The 15,703-nt window shown below is 59.9% G+C and carries 11 protein-coding genes; 8 read left to right on the top strand and 3 right to left on the bottom strand.

Annotation, left to right across the window (positions count from 1 at the left end; translation table 11 throughout):
- Nucleotides 1–101: 101 nt before the first annotated feature.
- The gene (locus AC07UI_RS21155; protein ID WP_494994338.1) at nt 102–536 is read right to left on the bottom strand and encodes a YkgJ family cysteine cluster protein; all 435 of its coding nucleotides are present in this window, start codon (nt 534–536) and stop codon (nt 102–104) included.
- Nucleotides 537–799: 263 nt separating this feature from the next.
- Between AC07UI_RS21155 and AC07UI_RS21150 the strand changes: the two genes are divergently transcribed.
- From AC07UI_RS21150 to AC07UI_RS21130, 5 genes are all read left to right on the top strand, one after another.
- A complete protein-coding gene (locus tag AC07UI_RS21150; protein WP_494994484.1) occupies nt 800–3,253 on the top strand; it encodes a glycogen/starch/alpha-glucan phosphorylase in 2,454 nt (817 codons plus the stop codon).
- Nucleotides 3,254–3,517: 264 nt separating this feature from the next.
- On the top strand, nt 3,518–7,138 hold the full coding sequence (locus tag AC07UI_RS21145) for a DUF2339 domain-containing protein (protein ID WP_494994337.1): 3,621 nt from the start codon (nt 3,518–3,520) through the stop codon (nt 7,136–7,138).
- The gene (locus AC07UI_RS21140; protein WP_494994336.1) at nt 7,135–8,505 is read left to right on the top strand and encodes a DUF3999 domain-containing protein; all 1,371 of its coding nucleotides are present in this window, start codon (nt 7,135–7,137) and stop codon (nt 8,503–8,505) included. The genes AC07UI_RS21145 and AC07UI_RS21140 overlap by 4 nt, the downstream gene beginning before the upstream one ends.
- 213 nt (nt 8,506–8,718) lie before the next feature.
- The gene (locus tag AC07UI_RS21135) at nt 8,719–9,729 is read left to right on the top strand and encodes a class 1 fructose-bisphosphatase (protein ID WP_494994335.1); all 1,011 of its coding nucleotides are present in this window, start codon (nt 8,719–8,721) and stop codon (nt 9,727–9,729) included.
- Nucleotides 9,730–9,732: 3 nt separating this feature from the next.
- Nucleotides 9,733–10,338, top strand: coding sequence for a DUF924 family protein (locus AC07UI_RS21130; RefSeq protein ID WP_494994334.1), 606 nt, complete (start codon nt 9,733–9,735; stop codon nt 10,336–10,338).
- A 47-nt stretch (nt 10,339–10,385) separates the two neighbouring features.
- Here AC07UI_RS21130 and AC07UI_RS21125 read toward each other — a convergent pair whose 3' ends face one another.
- Complete coding sequence (locus AC07UI_RS21125; RefSeq protein WP_494994333.1) at nt 10,386–12,278, bottom strand: methyl-accepting chemotaxis protein; 1,893 nt, start codon at nt 12,276–12,278, stop codon at nt 10,386–10,388.
- A gap of 284 nt (nt 12,279–12,562) precedes the next feature.
- Here AC07UI_RS21125 and bamE point away from each other — a divergent pair, with 284 nt between their 5' ends.
- Nucleotides 12,563–12,817 (top strand): outer membrane protein assembly factor BamE domain-containing protein, encoded by a 255-nt coding sequence (gene bamE / locus AC07UI_RS21120; protein ID WP_419113747.1) that lies wholly within the window; start codon nt 12,563–12,565, stop codon nt 12,815–12,817.
- A 31-nt stretch (nt 12,818–12,848) separates the two neighbouring features.
- Complete coding sequence (locus AC07UI_RS21115; protein WP_494994332.1) at nt 12,849–13,418, top strand: lipocalin family protein; 570 nt, start codon at nt 12,849–12,851, stop codon at nt 13,416–13,418.
- Nucleotides 13,419–13,475: 57 nt separating this feature from the next.
- Here AC07UI_RS21115 and AC07UI_RS21110 read toward each other — a convergent pair whose 3' ends face one another.
- On the bottom strand, nt 13,476–14,840 hold the full coding sequence (locus AC07UI_RS21110) for a formimidoylglutamate deiminase (protein WP_494994331.1): 1,365 nt from the start codon (nt 14,838–14,840) through the stop codon (nt 13,476–13,478).
- Between the two features lie 145 nt (nt 14,841–14,985).
- Here AC07UI_RS21110 and hutC point away from each other — a divergent pair, with 145 nt between their 5' ends.
- Nucleotides 14,986–15,696, top strand: a complete 711-nt coding sequence (gene hutC / locus AC07UI_RS21105) for a histidine utilization transcriptional repressor HutC (protein WP_494994483.1) — start codon at nt 14,986–14,988, stop codon at nt 15,694–15,696.
- The last annotated feature ends 7 nt before the right edge of the window (nt 15,697–15,703 follow it).

Genomic DNA, 15,703 nt, shown 5'->3' with positions numbered 1-15,703 from the left:
GGGCCTCATCGCGGGCAAGCCTCGCTCCTACGGGGGGCGCGTGATTCTTTAGGAGCGAGGCTTGCCCGCGATAGCGGTCTGTCAGGTAACGACGATGTTGATCAAAACTTGTCCAGTGTCTTGCGGCTTGTATCGCGCTCGACTTCTTTAGGCTTGTACGCGCAATACCCCGGCCGCGGCCCGATCTTCGGGTGATTGCGGCAGGTGTCCGGGCGTTTTTCGTAAATGGTGCACAGGCGGCTCTTGCGGTCCAGATAAAGGCAATCGTTGTTGCTCATGCGCTGGAGGGTAAAAATTTCCGACTTCTGGTTGTAACGCTCGACGATGCCTTCTTTCTGCAAGCGTTTGGCGATGTTCTTTGGCGGGTCGCCGCGCTCGAATTCATCGACGATGCCGATGCGGATCAAGTCTTTGATCTTCACTTCGACCGGCAGGGTGCAGCAGCTGGAAACACAGCCACCGCACATATGACTGGAGTATTTCGCCCAGGTATCGAGTCGGTCGATTTCCGCGGCGGCGATCAGTTGGGGCTTCATCAGGTGTGTTTCCAGGGGGTGTATCAGGGCGCGCGATGATACCGGGGTTGGTGGATGTGTGAACAACCATTTGCCGGTTTTTCACCCGCTCAGGGCATTTAGGCCGGATCGGCACGGCTTCTGCATCTTTTCAGGGCGTACCGGCCGTGGCAAAAGGTTGACTCGGGCAATTGAAAAAAACGCCGAACCAGAACCTTTGCCTCCTGTCAGACCGACTAGGCTCAGACAATTCCATGCCGTCTATCTCGTTCGAGGTCGTATCGATGACTCAGGAACTGCTTGTTCGTGACGCAGAGGTGGTGGCCGCATTTCGCGCCGCTGTCTTGAACAAACTCACCTACGCGGTAGGCAAGGACCCGGATCACGCGTTTGACCATGACTGGTTCGAAGCCATTGCTTTGGCAGCGCGGGACCATATGGTCGAACACTGGATGGACCACACGCGACAGATCTACCGCAAGGTTCAGAAGCGTGTGTACTACCTCTCCCTGGAATTTTTGATCGGTCGTCTGCTCTACGACAGCCTGAGCAATCTCGGCCTGCTGGACGTGGCGCGCGAAGCCTTGGCCGAATTGGGTGTCGACCTTGAGCGCATTCGCCTGCTGGAGCCGGATGCGGCGTTGGGCAATGGTGGTCTTGGTCGATTGGCGGCGTGTTTCATGGAAAGCATGTCGACCCTCGGTATCGCCGGCCATGGTTATGGTATTCGTTATGAACACGGCTTGTTCCGCCAGGCAGTTGTCGATGGCTGGCAGCAGGAACAGACCGAGAACTGGCTGGATTTCGGCAATCCTTGGGAGTTCGAGCGCCCTGAGGTGATCTACCCCATCGGCTTTGGCGGCAGCGTCGATACGGTGACCGATGAAACCGGCAAGGCCAAGCAAGTCTGGTGGCCGGTGGAAACCGTCCGGGCGGTGGCTTACGACACGCCGGTGGTCGGTTGGCGCGGTGCCAGCGTCAACACCCTGCGTCTGTGGCGGGCGCGGGCGATGGAAGACCTGCATCTGGAGCGTTTCAATGCTGGCGACCACTTGGGCGCGGTGGCCGAAGTCGCGCGGGCGGAAAGTATTTCCCGTGTGCTCTATCCGGCGGACAGCACCGAGGCCGGGCAGGAATTGCGGTTGCGTCAGGAGTATTTCTTCGTCTCGGCATCCCTGCAGGATTTGTTGCGTCGGCACAAGAACATGCATGACTCGGTGCTGAGCCTTGGCGAGCACGCCGCGATCCAGCTCAACGACACCCATCCCTCGATTGCCGTGGCCGAGCTGATGCGCCAGTTGGTCGATTTGCACGGTATCGAGTGGGACGCGGCCTGGAAGGTCACCGTCGACACGCTGTCCTACACCAACCATACGTTACTGCCCGAAGCGCTGGAAACCTGGCCGGTGGGGCTGATGGAGCGGATGCTGCCGCGGCATATGCAGATCATTTACCTGATCAACGCCCAGCACATCGATTCGCTGCGGGCAAAGGGCATTCACGATTTCGACGTGTTGCGCGCGGTATCGCTGATTGAAGAGGACAACGGCCGCCGTGTTCGCATGGGCAACCTGGCGTTCCTGGGCTCTCACAGTGTCAACGGTGTATCCGCTCTGCATACCCAATTGATGCGCAGCACGGTGTTTTCCGAGCTGCACAAACTTTATCCGGAGCGGATCAACAACAAGACCAACGGCATCACCTTCCGCCGTTGGCTGTACCAGACCAACCCGGAACTGACGGCGATGATGGTCAAGGCGTTGGGTCATGATGTGCTGGACAACCCCGAGCAACGCCTGGTTGAACTGGAGCCGTTCGCTGAGAAAACGGCGTTCCGCAAGCAGTTCGCCGAGCAGCGCCTGCACAGCAAAAGAGCCTTGGCCAACATCATTCATGAGCGGTTGGGGATCGCGGTAAACCCGGAAGCGATGTTCGATGTGCAGGTCAAACGGATTCACGAATACAAGCGTCAGTTGCTCAACCTGCTGCACACCGTGGCGCTATACCAGGCAATTCGCGCCGAGCCTGAAATCGATTGGGTGCCGCGGGTGAAACTCTTCGCCGGTAAGGCCGCGGCCAGTTATCACCAGGCCAAGTTGATCATCAAGCTGACCAATGACATCGCTCGCACCGTGAACCACGACCCGACCGTGCGTGGCCTGCTCAAGGTAGTGTTCCTGCCTAACTACAACGTGAGTCTGGCGGAGAGCATCATTCCGGCAGCCGACCTGTCAGAGCAGATTTCCACCGCCGGTTTCGAGGCGTCGGGCACCAGCAACATGAAATTTGGCCTCAACGGTGCGCTGACCATCGGTACGATGGACGGTGCCAACGTGGAGATGTGCGAGCGTATCGGGGCTGAGCACATGTTTATCTTTGGTCTCAGCGCCCAGCAGGTTGAAGCGCGCAAACGTAATGGCGAGTTCAACGCAACTCCCGATATCGCGGCCTCCCATCGGCTCAACGATGTACTGGAAGCGATTCGCGGCGGAGTGTTCTCGCCGGACGATCCTGCCCGTTATACCAGCATGATCGATTCGTTGATCGACTATGACCGCTTCCTGGTCTGCGCCGACTTCGATTCATACTGGAACGCTCAAGCACGGGTGGAGGCCCATTGGCACGATTCCAAAGAGTGGTGGCGTTCGGCGGTGCTAAGCAGCGCCCGGATGGGCTGGTTCTCATCCGACCGGACGATTCGTGAGTACGCCACCGAAATCTGGAAAGCGCTGGAGTAGTCCACTTCTTGTAATATTTAGCGACAAATGCGAGCAAGGCCCAACTCCTGTTGGGCCGCACCGATATACTAGACGGTAGTTTTGCCAGGTTTGAACGACCTGGATCTGTCCGTCTGCGCGTTTGGTATCTACTCGGCTGCGGGCTGAAACACCTTGCGTAGCAGTTGCTGTCAGTCTGCTGCTACGTGAGTGAGTGTCTTCGGCGCAAAGTAGTGCAGGTATTGGCACCCTTAACGGACCATGAGCCGCTTAGGGATATCGACCATGCAATGGATTTTCATGTTGATAGGGCTGGTGCTGGGCTGGGTACTCGATGAGTCCTTCAGCGATGCGCTGCTCGGTGCTCTGATCGGGCTTGGCGTGGGGCAGGCTATCCGTCTCGGGCGTTTGAGTTCGCAAGCGGCGCAGCAGCGCCAGCAACTGGAACTGGCGCAGAAGGCTTTAGCGGCTGTCGAGCAACGGCTGGTGCAGCTTGAAGTGTCTGCTGACAAAGCTGCCGGGCAGCCTGCGCCAACGGCGGCCAGCGAATCTGTCCGGCCAGATCAACCCGACTTGAGCGAAGCGCCGGAACCGATAGCGGCGCCTTTGCGAGCGGTTCCTGAATTGGTCTGGGAATGGCCGGTCGAGTTTGAACCCGAGCAATTTTCTGTTGTGCCAGAGCCGGGCACGCCACCGCCTGTCGATGCCTGGAAGCCGGAGTCCGGTGCCAACGCACCAGGAAAACCGGCCATCCCGGCCGGCCCCCGCGAGCCGAATCTGATCGAGCGCGCCTTTGCCGGTGCACGCAATTGGTTGTTTGGCGGCAACACGGTGCTGCGAGTCGGTGTGGTGCTGTTGTTCCTCGGTTTGGCGTTCTTGTTGCGCTACGCCACCGAAGGCATGGTTGTGCCGATCGAGCTGCGTTACGCCGGGGTCGCCGCTTGCGCGCTTGGCCTGCTCGGGGTGGGTTGGTGGCTGCGTCTGCGCAACAGCAACTTCGCGTTGATGCTGCAGGGGACCGGGATCGCGGTGTTGTACCTGACGGTGTTCGCCGCAATGCGCCTGCATCCGCTGCTCGATCCGACTGCCGCCTTGAGTTTGTTGGTGGCCGTCACGGTGTTCTCGGCGATTCTGGCGATCACTCAGGACGCCTTGGGCCTGGCTGCAGCGGCGGCCCTCGGTGGCTTTGCCGCGCCGATCCTGACCTCCACTGGCGCGGGCAACCATGTTGCGTTGTTCAGCTACTTCGCCTTGCTCAACGCTGGCATTCTGGGCATCGCCTGGTTCAAGGCCTGGCGGTTGCTCAATCTGATCGGTTTCGTCGGCACCTTCGGCATTAGCTTCGCCTGGGGCCTGCGCTCTTACACACCGCAGCTGTTGTGGAGCACCGAGCCGTTTCTGATTCTGTTCTTCCTGATGTACCTGGCGCTAGGGCTGCTGTTCGCGCGGCGCAAGTTACTCGAGATGAGCGATGCGCCAGAAGACGACGGCCGCGAGGCGCTGCTGCGTTGGTCGGCCCGCAAGGGCGACTATGTTGATGGCTCGATGCTGTTCGGCCCACCGCTGGTTGGTTTCGGTTTACAGTTCGCGCTGGTCCAGCATCTGGAGTTCGCGACGGCGTTCAGCGCGCTGGCGCTGGGCATCGTCTACATGAGTCTGGCCCGTTTGCTCGCTGGCGGGCGAGCGCTGTTGCTGGGGGAAACCTGCCTGGCGCTGGGGGTGATATTCGCCAGCCTGGCGATCCCGCTTGGGCTGGATGCCCGGTGGACCGCAGCGGCCTGGGCGGTGGAAGGCGCGGGGATTTTCTGGCTCGGCCTGCGTCAGCAACGACCTTTGGCCCGGGCATTTGCCTTGCTGCTGCAAGTGGGCTCTGCGCTGGCGTTCCTCAGTGAACTGCGTATTGGCGAGGCGAGCCTGCTGGACGGCGCGCCGTTGGGGGCTTTGCTGCTGGGTGCGGCCTTGCTGTTCAGTTTTTATCAACTGCGCAACGCCTTGCCCGAGCAAGCGTCGAACCGGGAGCGCAAGGCGTTGCCAGTACTGGCCTGCGGTGGCCTGGGGTTCCTCTATCTGTTGGCACCGTTGTTTTTCTTTACTCACGGTACGGCTATCAGTTGGGCGCTGGCGGGGCTGGTGACCTTGTTTGTCGGTCTGCGCCTGCAATCGCGGACATTCCTGTTTAGCGCTTTCGCTGTGCAACTGCTGGGCGGCGCGTTGTTCCTGCTACGGCTGCAAGGCGCGCGGGGCGACTCTGCGGTATTGAGCGCTGGCTGGAGTGGTTTGCTCAGTGCGTCCTTGATCGGTCTGGCGTTGATTGGTGGCATGTTGCTGGCGGCACGCGATGACATGGTGCGCAGCGACGTACGGCTGTTACGTGGTCTGTCGGTGGTGTTGCTGGCGGGTCTGGTGCTGATCAATCTGGCTGTGCTGTTTGTCCTGCCGTGGCAAACCGCGAGCGCGGTGTGGGCTGCCAGTGGTCTGTTGATCATCTGGTTGAGTCTGTACTTGCAGCAACGCGTGAGTTTTGTCTTTGGTCTGCTGTTGCAGGTCATCGGCGGCGCGGCGTTCCTGATTGCCGGCCCCGATCTGCTGGGTCCGTTGTCCAGCGAAGGCTTGCGCCCATTGGCCCACGGCGGTTTCTGGACGCCGATGGTATTGGGTCTGGCGGCGATGGTCGGGGCCTGGCGCTTGCAGCTGGGTAATCATGCGACGGCGTTTGATACCTTGAGTTTGCGGCGTTTGTCCGAACTGCTGCTGGTGTGGGGGGCGGCCTGGTGGGCGCTGGCGTTGGTCAGCGAAGTGTTGCGCTTCGCACCGGCGGATCTGCACGCCGCGCTGTTGCTGGCCGTTGCGGCGCTGAGTGTCGCAGTGTGGGCCGTGCTGGCTTTGCGCCTGAGGTGGTCGGCGTTGGGCTTGCTCTGTACCTTGCTGGTGCCGGCTGCGGGTCTGGTATTGGTCGCGGCCTGGCATGCTCGCTATCACCCGGCGGCGAACTTCGGCTGGCTGGCGTGGGCGGCGGTGTTCGCTGTGCACTTTGTGTCTGTGCGGCGATTGGCGCCAATGCTCTCGGCCAGGGCCTTGAGCACTGCCCATGTGCTGGGTTGCTGGCTGCTGATTGGCGTGCTGGCGCTGGAACTGCGTTACAGCCTGCTGCTGTTGTCCGAGCAGTACAACGCCTGGCGCTGGTTGGGCTGGGCGATTCTGCCGAGCCTGTATCTGGTGTTGATGGCCGCACCACGCACCTGGCCGTGGCCGGTCTCGAGTTATTCCCGTGAATACCGTCTGTACGCGGCGCTGCCGTTGGCATTGCTGATGCTCGGTTGGGTCTGGCTGGCCAATATCGCCAGTGACGGCACCGCCGAGCCGTTGCCTTACGTGCCGCTGTTCAATCCGCTGGAGCTGGGCCTGTTGTTCGCGTTGTTCGGGGCCTGTGTCTGGTTCCGCAGTGCAGTCTCGCAATTGGCGATCCGCGCCGACTATGCCGAACGCGCTATGCAACTGGTGGCGGGTGTCTCGCTGTTCGCCTTCTTCACCGCACTGGTGATGCGCAGCGCTCACCATTGGGGCGGCGTGCCATTTGAGCTTGATGCGCTGCTCGAGTCGATGCTGGTACAGGCTGGTCTGTCGATCGTCTGGACGCTGATTGCCCTGAGTCTGATGATCGGCGGTCATTTGCGTCACCGTCGCGAAATCTGGCTGATCGGCGCTGCGTTGATCGCGGTGGTGGTCGCCAAACTGTTCTTTATCGAGTTGAGCAACCGCGGCGGACTGGCGCGGATCGTGTCGTTTATCGGCGTGGGTGTGTTGCTGCTGGTGGTGGGCTATTTCGCGCCGCTGCCACCCAAGCGTGCCGAAGCTGAGCCGGGTGCTGAAAAACCGGCCAATGAATCTGAAGGAGTGTCGTCTTGAGTCAGAAAGTGAGCCTGGGTTGGTTGGGGGCTGTCGGATTGTGTGTGGCACTGTCGGCCAATGCCCAGGAGAAGCCGGGGGATTTCACCACTCAAGTGCCGTTGACCCTCAGCGGTGAAGGCCCTTGGTATCGCCTCGAGTTACCGCTGGCGGTGCAACTGGGCGCGCGTCAGACCGATCTGAGCGATGTGCGGGTGTTCAACGCTGCAGGTGAAGCCCAGGCCTATGCGCTGGCCCGTGAGCAGGCGCAAACCACCGAAAATCGCACGCTGACCGACGTGAAGTGGTTCCCGTTGTACAGCTCGGCGGACGCCAGCGAAGCCACGCCGAGTATTCGGGTGCAATCGAACGCCAACGGCGCCTTGGTCGAAGTTCAGCCTTCCAGTCAGCTGGAGGCCGGTGAAGAAATCCTGCGCGGCTGGCTACTGGATGTCAGTGCGATCAAGGCGCCATTGCAACAGTTGATCCTCGACTGGACCAGCGAGCGTGACGGCTTCCAGCGCTTCAGCATCGAAGCCAGCGATGACTTGCAGCATTGGCAGTCGTGGGGTGAGGGGCAGGTGGCGCGCCTGTCGTTTGCCGACGAGCGGGTCGAGCAGCATGAAGTCGGTTTGCCTGGGCAGTCGGCGCGGTATCTGCGCTTGCTTTGGAATACCCCGCAATCTGCACCGGTCCTCACCTCGGCCCAATTGGAGAGCGCCAGCATCAACAGCCTGCCGCTACCATTGGTCTGGTCGCAGCCGTTGGCTGGCAGCAGCGTCAAGGCGGGTGAATACACCTGGCAACTGCCGATGGGCCTGAGCATCGAGCGGTTGCGGGTTGAACTCAGCCAAGCCAATAGCCTGGCTCCGGTGACCCTGTATGGCCGTCGTGAAAGTAGTCTGCCGTGGCAATCGCTAAGCGGTGGTTTGCTCTATCGCCTGACCCAGAACGGTCAGGACGTCGTGCAGGACGAATTAAAGCTACCCGGTCAGACCGTTCAGCAGTTGAAACTGACGGTGGATGAGCGTGGCGGAGGCCTGGGCGCTGAAGCCCCGGCGTTGCGCTTTGCCGTGCGGGCGACGCAGCTGGTGTTCCTGGCTCGCGGTGCAGGACCTTACACGCTGGCGCTGGGCAGCCCGACGGTGAAAGCGGCGAATTTGCCGCTGTCGACGCTGATTCCGGATTACAGCGCCAAGCGCTTGGCTGCACTGGGCCAGGCCAGGGTCGACGGTGGTTCGGCGGCGACTCAGCCGACCACAACGACGCCTGTTGCCTCTGGCGCCGACTGGAAGAAAATCGGTCTTTGGGCTGTGCTCTTGCTGGGTGTGGTTCTCCTCGCGGCAATGGCGCTCAGCCTGTTGCGCAAACCAACAGCGAAAATCTGAACCTCGCGCCAAATCGCAGGCAGGGACGCTCTGTCAGTCACAGAGGATTGCTGAAATCGTGAGGAATCTTCAGGCTCATTCGTCCGGTTTCGGGCTACGCTGAGCCCGGCGCATGAACTCTATCTCCCTTAACTGGGTCTGACAGGAGGAAATGCGCCTCGACTCGCGCTAAACTGCGCGGGTTTTTAGCCCCCCCATCCTCCGGAGCCATCCATGTCCCGCGTTACCCTGAGTCGCTATTTGATTGAGCAGACCCGCAGCAACAACACTCCTGCCGATCTGCGCTTCCTGATTGAAGTGGTGGCGCGTGCTTGCAAGGAAATCAGCCACGCCGTCTCCAAAGGCGCCCTGGGTGGTGTTCTGGGCAGCATGGGCACCGAAAACGTGCAAGGCGAAGTGCAGAAGAAGCTCGACGTGATTTCCAACGAAATCCTGCTCGAAGCCAACGAATGGGGCGGTCACCTGGCCGGCATGGCGTCCGAAGAAATGGACAATGCCTACCAGATTCCGGGCAAATACCCGAAAGGCGCCTACCTGCTGGTTTTCGACCCGCTGGACGGTTCGTCGAACATCGATATCAACGCGCCGGTCGGTACTATCTTCTCGGTGCTGCGTTGCCCGAACGAATACCTGAGCCAGAACGAACCCTTGAACGAAAAGGCGTTCTTGCAGCCAGGTACCCAGCAGGTAGCCGCCGGTTATGCTATCTACGGCCCGCAGACCATGCTGGTGCTGACCCTGGGCGATGGCGTGAAAGGCTTTACCCTGGACCGTGAAATGGGCAGCTTCGTGCTGACCCATGAAGACATCAAGATTCCGGAGTCCACTCAGGAATTCGCGATCAACATGTCCAACCAGCGTCACTGGGAAGCGCCGGTACAACGCTACGTCGGCGAACTGCTGGCTGGCGAAGAAGGCCCGCTGAAGAAGAACTACAACATGCGCTGGGTCGCTGCGATGGTGGCCGACGTGCACCGCATCCTGACCCGTGGTGGCCTGTTCATGTACCCACGTGACAGCCGCGAGCCCTCCAAGCCGGGCAAACTGCGTTTGATGTACGAAGCCAACCCGATGTCGTTCCTGGTTGAACAGGCCGGCGGCGCTTCCACCGACGGTCACCAGCGGATCCTCGACATCAAGCCGGAAGGTCTGCACCAGCGTGTGGCGGTATTCCTGGGCTCGAAAGAAGAAGTTCAACGCGCCACGGCTTACCACAAGGAATAAACCATGACTGCGCCGCCCTGGCAGCCGTTGCTCGAATGGTGGTTCGGTTCAGCCGAAGCACCTAATGATGTAGCGGCTGACAAGGGCACATTGTGGTTCGGTAAGCGTGACAGCCAGGACCTCGAAGCGCGCACGCGTTTCGGGGATCTGGTGGAACAGGCACTGGCCGGCGGATTGACCGAGTGGACGCAATGTCCCGAAGGTTGGCTGGCCCTGGTGTTGTTACTCGATCAGTTACCGCGAATGATCTTTCGCGAAACCGCCAAATCCTTTGCAGGCGACTTGAGAGCCCAGGCTCTGGTGGCGCAAGGCATTGCCGCGGATTTCGATCGGCAACTGCTGCCTATCCAGCGGGTGTTCATCTACCTGGTGTTCGAGCATTGCGAGCATCTGGCGGTACAAAACGAAGCCATCTCACGTTTTGCCGACTTGCTGGCTCAGCAACCCGAGGCGGATCGTGCGGTGTTTGCCGATAACCTCGATTACGCCGAACGGCATCAGAAAATCATCGCAAGGTTTGGGCGCTTTCCCCATCGCAATGCGATTCTTGGGCGGGAGAGTACGCCTGAAGAGTTGGCGTTTTTGAGCAGGCCTGGGTCGCGGTTCTAGCCACAGATCGTTCCCACGCGGAGCGTGGGAACGATCATTGGCGTTGTTTAAATCCTGAAACTACCCACCAACTGCTTCAGCCGCGCGGCCTGCTGCTCAAGGTCGGCACACGCGCGCAAGGTCGATTGCAGGTTTTCCACGCCTTCCTGGTTGAGGGTGTTGATCTCGGTGATGTCGACGTTGATCGACTCGACCACGGCCGTTTGCTCTTCGGTGGCGGTGGCTACCGACTGGTTCATGCCGTCGATCTCGCCGATGCGCTGGGTCACGCTGCTCAGGCGCTCGCCGGCCTGGTTGGCGATACCGACGCTGCTTTCGCTCTGGCGCTGACTGTCGGTCATGGTGACGACGGCTTCCCGCGCGCCGACCTGCAACTCTTCGATCATGGTCTGTACTTGCTGCGCTGAATCCTGAGTACGGTGGGCGAGGTTGCGTACCTCATCGGCGACCACCGCAAAACCACGTCCGGCCTCACCGGCACGGGCGGCTTCGATGGCAGCGTTGAGGGCCAGCAGGTTGGTTTGTTGCGAGATGCTGGTGATCACTTCGAGGATTTGCCCGATGTTCACCGTGTTGCTGTTCAGCGTCTCGATATTGCCGCACGAATCGCTGATGTTGGCCGACAGCTGCTGCATGGCTGCGATGGTTTTATCCACCACTTGCTGACCGTCCTCGGCCAGGCTGCGTGCATCGCTGGAATGCTGCGAGGCGAGGGCGGCGTTCTGGGCGATTTCCTGCGCCGCAGCGCCGAGCTGGTTGATTGCCGCGGCAACGCTGCTGGTACGCGAAGCCTGCTGGTCGGAGTTGAACATCGACGAGTTGGAAGCGCTGACCACCCGCAAGGCCACTTCGTTGACCTGACCGGTGGCCGAGGCGACTTCACGAATCGAGGTATGAATTCGCTCGACGAAACGGTTGAAGGACATGCCCAGCGCGCCGAATTCGTCGTGGCCATGAATGGTCAGGCGCTTGGTCAGGTCGCCTTCACCTTCGGCAATATCGTGCATGGCGCGGCCCATGGTCAGCAGTGGCTGCATCAACACGCGGATCAGCATGCCGAGCAGGGCGATGATGATCACCACGGCTATCGCCATGGCGATGATTGCCGAGGTGCGGAATTCGCTGAGCATCGAGAACGCGGTGTCCTGGTCGAGCACCAACGCCACATACCAGTCCGCCGATGGCACCCCGTTGACGTGGGTGAAGGAGATGAACTGGGACTTGCCGTCCAGATCAACTTCTTTCATGCCCGGGCTGATCTTCGGTGCGCCGTTTGGATAAGCGTCAGCCAGGTTTTTGAGCACCAGTTTGCTGTTCGGGTGGATCAGGATCTTGCCGTCGGCGCTGACGATAAAGGCATGGCCATGGCCGCCGAAGTTCAGCGAGTTGATGATCGCGCTGACGCTGGACAGGTCGATGTCGGCACCGGCCACACCGATGAATTGGTTCTGATGCTGCACCGGGGTAGCGATGGTGATCACCAGCTTGCCTGACGACGCAGCGATGTAGGGCTCGGTGACAATGGTCTGCTGGGCGCTGTTGGCCGCTTTGTACCAGCCACGGGAGCGCGGGTCGTAGTCCGCCGCCCGATTACCGGCCGGAACCGAAAACATCACGCCGTCCTGGCCGCCGAAGTAGCTCAGCTGGAAATTGCTGGTGTAGGCCGGCAGGCCGACGCTGCGCTTGAGGTTGTCAGGCGTGCTGCCGTCGATGGCGATCTGTTGGGCGAGCGACTGCAGCAATTGCATGCGGCTTTCCAGCCAGGTCTGGATGTTGCTGGTGGTCAGGCTGCCAAGTTCCTGCATTGAGGATTCGGTGCTGTTGCGCAAGGTTTGACGCTGTCGATAGTCATTGAACAGGATGAAGCAGGCAAACGCGACAGCGACCACAAGAGCGGCTGCAAGCAGAATCTTGTGGCTGAATTTCATATTTCTGGTCATTAAATGAACTACCGCGATGGGCTGGTCAACGAAAGGCGTCAATTTGCCAGGTGTCAGGGGCTTTTGCGCTGCCTCTATGTCGACTCGCCAGCGCCAAAGATTAGGCCGCTTTTGAGATATCCGACGAAATACCTGTTTGCGTAGGAAAATGGCTGATTTCAGGGGGGATTAGAGAGTTTTACATGTAAGAAATAGCCCGTGGCTTGGGGAACCAGATGGCACTTTTCTCTTCTAAGCTTCTGGTTGGCAGCCATGCCTTCCCCCTTCCGTCCAGGAGTTTCACCATGTCGCTGCGTTCTCTCGCTCTGTTGTCGTTCTGCGTGCTGTTGGCTGCGTGCAGCAAGGTCAATCAGGAAAACTACTCGAAAATTTCGACCGGCATGCCCAAGGCCGAAGTCGAAAAACTCTTGGGTACTCCTTCCGATTGTTCCGGCGCCCTGGGCATGTCCAGCTGCACCTGGGGCAACAAGAACAGCTTTATCAGCGTGCAGTACGCGGGTGACAAAGTGCTGATGTTTTCCGGGCAAGGCCTGAAGTAAACCGGGGCCAGGCGCTCACGGGAGAAAAATAATGATGCGGTTCGTAATAGCTCTTTTGGCCAGCCTGGTATTGGCTGGCTGCGCCACTTCTGGCAATGACCCATTGGCACCCAAGACCGCCAACAGCGTCAATCTCAAGCGTTACCAAGGAAAATGGTATGAGTTGGCCCGCCTGCCAATTTACTTCCAGCGTAACTGCGCGCAATCCGAAGCCCATTACATCCTTAAGGCTGATAGCAATGTCCTGATATTGAACCGCTGCCTGACCCCTGACCGGCAATGGGAAGAGGTCAAAGGTACGGCAACGCCGCAGATTCCCGGCAAAACCGACAAGCTGTGGGTCGAATTCGATAATTGGTTGACCACCCTGTTACCAGGCGTTTCCAAGGGCGAATACTGGGTGTTGTACGTCAGCGACGACTACAAGACGGCCATCGTCGGTAGCCCGAGCCGTCGCCACCTTTGGCTGTTGTCCAGAACGCCAGAGCTTGATGCGGTGAAGCGTGAAGAACTGCTGAGCAGGGCGCGTCAGCAGGGTTACGACACGACCCGCCTGATCTGGCGAGTGTCGGATACGAAGATGGCCCAGACGTCGAAATAGCGACACCGGGTTTGATCGTTCCCACACGCGTGGGAACGATCGTCAGTCAGACCTTACTTAGCCCAACAACTCGCGCAACACTTGGGTGAATGCCCGGCTGCTGTCTTCTTCTCCGGCATGATGGCCGTTGCGGATCACCCATTGACCGTTGACCAGTACGTCCCGCACCTGGCGATCGCCACCGGCGAATAGCCAGCGGTTGAGTATCGCGTCGCCATTTGCCGTTGCCAGATATGGATCGTTGCCGTCGAGTACCAGCCAGTCGGCGCGCTTGCCGACTTCCAGAGCGCCGATCGGCTGCCCCAATGCCTGGGCCCCGCCGTCCAGTGCGGCGTCATACAAGGTGCGGCCGACCATTGGCTGATCGCCGCGATACAAGCGATTACGCCTTTGATCGCGCAGACGCTGACCGTATTCCAGCCAGCGCAGTTCTTCCACCACACTGAGCGACACATGGCTGTCGGAGCCAATGCCCATCCGTCCGCCCTGGGCGAGGAAGTCCACCGCCGGAAAAATCCCGTCACCAAGGTTGGCTTCAGTGGTCAGGCAGAGGCCGGCGATGGCCTTGCTCCTGGCCATCAACGCGACTTCTTCAGGATTGGCGTGGGTCGCATGGACCAGGCACCAGCGCTGATCGACCTCGGTATTTTCGTAGAGCCATTGCAGCGGACGGCGACCGCTCCAGCTCAGGCAGTCGTCGACTTCCTTTTGCTGCTCGGCGATGTGGATATGTACCGGGCACTGTTTATCGCTGGCCGCCAGTACTTCGCTGATCTGCTGTGGCGTCACTGCGCGCAGCGAGTGGAAGCACAAGCCCAATTGTTGCGCCGGTTGTTGTGCCAGCAGCGGCTGCAGACGCGCCTGTAAATTCAGATAGTTTTCGGTGCTGTTGATAAAGCGCCGCTGGCCTTCATTGGGCGCCTGGCCACCGAAACCGGAATGGCTGTAAAGCACTGGCAGCAGGGTCAGGCCGATTCCGGCAGCGCTGGCGGCCTGGCTGATCTGCAATGACAACTCGGCCGGGTCGGCGTAGGGCTGGCCATTGGTGTCGTGATGCACATAATGGAATTCGGCGACTGAGGTGTAGCCAGCCTTGAGCATTTCGATGTAAAGCTGACGGGCGATGATCCCGAGTTGTTCCGGACTGATTTTTCCGACGAGGCGATACATCAGGTCGCGCCAGGTCCAGAAGCTGTCGTTCGGATTGCCGGCGACTTCCGCCAGTCCGGCCATCGCCCGCTGGAACGCGTGGGAGTGCAGATTCGGCATCCCCGGCAGCAGCGGACCGCTTGATATTTCGGCGCCATCTGCACTGGCATCGGCCTGGATGTGGGTCAGTACGCCATCGGCGTTGACCTCAAGACGTACATTGTTGGCCCATCCACTAGGCAGCAGTGCGCGTTCGGCAAAGAAAGCGGACATGGTTCAGCACCCCATCGTGTGTTATTTGTATATACATATACAGACGTTTGCCTGCCCGGTAAACTCCGGCAAGCTATCAACCTTTATTAACGAACAAGGATTTCCCGTGCCGACTCCGCCTGCCGTCTCCCCGCTGGCTGCCCATATGGGCGACAGTCCGGCGCCCTTGTACGCCCGCGTCAAACAGATGATCACTCAGCAAATCGAGAGTGGGAACTGGCCGCCGCACTATCGCGTTCCGTCGGAAAGCGAGCTGGTCAGCCAGTTGGGCTTCAGTCGTATGACCATCAATCGCGCCTTGCGCGAGATGACCGCCGACGGTCTGCTGGTGCGTATGCAGGGTGTCGGTACATTCGTCGCCGAACCGAAGAGCCAGTCGGCTCTGTTCGAAGTGCATAACATTGCCGACGAAATCGCCTCCCGTGGCCATCGCCACACGTGCAAAGTGATCACCCTCGAAGAAGAGGCTGCCGGCTCCGAGCGCGCTTTGGCGCTGGATATGCGTGAAGGCCAGAAGGTCTTCCACTCGCTGATCGTGCATTTCGAGAACGATATTCCCGTGCAAATCGAGGACCGTTTCGTCAACGCGCTGGTGGCGCCGGAATACCTCAAACAAGACTTCACCTTGCAAACGCCTTACGCCTACCTGAATCAGGTTGCCCCATTGACCGAAGGCGAACACGTGGTCGAAGCGATTCTTGCCGAGCCTTCCGAATGCAAATTGCTGCAGATCGAAAAAGGTGAGCCGTGCCTGCTGATTCGCCGTCGGACCTGGTCCGGGCGTCAGCCAGTGACGGCCGCTCGTCTGATCCACCCCGGTTCCCGTCATCGTCTGGAAGGGCGGTTTCATAAATAAAGAGCCA

It is taken from the genome of Pseudomonas sp. GW821-FHT04C07, assembly GCF_059420325.1.
The sequence above is the reverse complement of the archived record's forward strand: the minus strand, read 5'-3'. Positions and strand labels throughout refer to the sequence as shown.

Bases quoted from the DNA above. Each gene is read 5' to 3' on its own strand.
- hutC (WP_494994483.1), top strand. From the start codon at position 14,986: ATGGGCGACAGTCCGGCGCCCTTGTACGCCCGCGTCAAACAGATGATC.
- AC07UI_RS21110 (WP_494994331.1), bottom strand. From the start codon at position 14,840: ATGTCCGCTTTCTTTGCCGAACGCGCACTGCTGCCTAGTGGATGGGCC.
- bamE (WP_419113747.1), top strand. From the start codon at position 12,563: ATGTCGCTGCGTTCTCTCGCTCTGTTGTCGTTCTGCGTGCTGTTGGCT.
- AC07UI_RS21135 (WP_494994335.1), top strand. From the start codon at position 8,719: ATGTCCCGCGTTACCCTGAGTCGCTATTTGATTGAGCAGACCCGCAGC.
- AC07UI_RS21125 (WP_494994333.1), bottom strand. From the start codon at position 12,278: ATGACCAGAAATATGAAATTCAGCCACAAGATTCTGCTTGCAGCCGCT.
- AC07UI_RS21150 (WP_494994484.1), top strand. From the start codon at position 800: ATGACTCAGGAACTGCTTGTTCGTGACGCAGAGGTGGTGGCCGCATTT.
- AC07UI_RS21130 (WP_494994334.1), top strand. From the start codon at position 9,733: ATGACTGCGCCGCCCTGGCAGCCGTTGCTCGAATGGTGGTTCGGTTCA.
- AC07UI_RS21115 (WP_494994332.1), top strand. From the start codon at position 12,849: ATGATGCGGTTCGTAATAGCTCTTTTGGCCAGCCTGGTATTGGCTGGC.
- AC07UI_RS21145 (WP_494994337.1), top strand. From the start codon at position 3,518: ATGCAATGGATTTTCATGTTGATAGGGCTGGTGCTGGGCTGGGTACTC.
- AC07UI_RS21155 (WP_494994338.1), bottom strand. From the start codon at position 536: ATGAAGCCCCAACTGATCGCCGCCGCGGAAATCGACCGACTCGATACC.